Origin of the sequence: Nostoc sp. (genome assembly GCF_036917135.1) — a bacterium.
Lineage (GTDB): Bacteria > Cyanobacteriota > Cyanobacteriia > Cyanobacteriales > Nostocaceae > Nostoc.
Genome location: NZ_JBALEA010000022.1, coordinates 1 through 1,176, shown reverse-complemented (window position 1 = coordinate 1,176; position 1,176 = coordinate 1). Strand labels below are relative to the sequence as shown.

At 42.3% G+C, this 1,176-nt stretch carries 1 protein-coding gene; it reads left to right on the top strand.

Features of this window, described 5'->3' with window-relative positions:
* Positions 1-79 precede the first annotated feature (79 nt).
* Positions 80-1,134 (top strand): IS630 family transposase gene (locus tag V7K50_RS04670; protein ID WP_334957729.1). Its coding sequence is split into 2 segments (ribosomal slippage): positions 80-472 and positions 475-1,134, totalling 1,053 coding nucleotides; the frame shifts between segments, so codons are not numbered across the junction.
* Positions 1,135-1,176 lie beyond the last annotated feature (42 nt).

Here is a 1,176-nt window from a genome sequence, read left to right as displayed (position 1 = left end):
TAAGTAGAACGAGGCGAAAAAAACAAACTGTGTAAAGATAAGTAAATACGTATAATGTGTCTACCGAGGTAACAGAGGTATGGGCAGCCGTCTAAGGGTATTTCTGGCTCCAGAACAAGATAAAACTCTTTTCAACCTGAGAACGGCAGATGTACCGCAGAAAGTGAAAGACAGAGCAGAAGTGATTAGATTGAGCGCACATGGTTGGTACGTAGAGAAGATAGCGGCTCACTTGAATTGGACTGCACAAACGGTGCGAGAAGTTTTGCATAAGTGGCAAAAGCTAGGAATGGATGGGCTTTGGGAAAAACCAGGGCGAGGAGGAAAAGCAAGGTGGGTGGAAACTGACATGATGTTTTTAGAAGAATGTTTAGAGAAAGACCCACGTACATATAACAGCGTTCAGTTAGCCCAAAAATTAGAACAAGAACGTTCGGTAAAATTAAGTCCTGACTGGTTAAGACAGGTACTGAAAAAAAGGGGGTCATTTGGAAGCGAACTAGAAAAAGCCACAAAGGAAAGCAAGACCCTGTAATACAGCAAATCAAACAGGCAGACTTAGAAATGCTGGAATTATCTGCGGCGGCTGGGGAAATAGATTTAAAGTATATGGATGAATCGGGGTTTTGTGCCTGGAGTGAACCTAGCTACAGCTATTACTTCCGAGGTGAGCAAAAACGCTTAGAGCAAAGTAAACGCCGGGGGCGAAGGTTAAGTATTATTGGGTTTCTTCAACCCCTGATTAGTTTTGTGTACGGTTTGGTGATTGGCGGCGTTTCACGCAAATCTTATATACAAATGATGGAGCAGGAAGCCGTAGAAGCCCAAAAAGCAGGACGCATCAGAGTCATAGTGCAGGACAACGGCCCGATTCATCGGTGTAAAGAAGTACAGCAATTATGGTCAAAGTGGGAAGACATGGGTTTGTACATCTTCTTTCTACCCAAATATTGCTCAGAAATGAACCCGATTGAATTGGAATGGCAACATCTCAAAAAAGATGAACTAGCCGCGAAAACTTTTGAGGATGAGTTAGACCTTGCCTATGCCGTCATTGATGGAGTCCAAACGAGAGGAAAAAAAGGAAATTACAGTACGCAACGTGTAAGATTTAACTCTAATTCCTCTGCTTAACTCTTTGTTACATACTTATAAATTTTCTCCACGACTTACTTA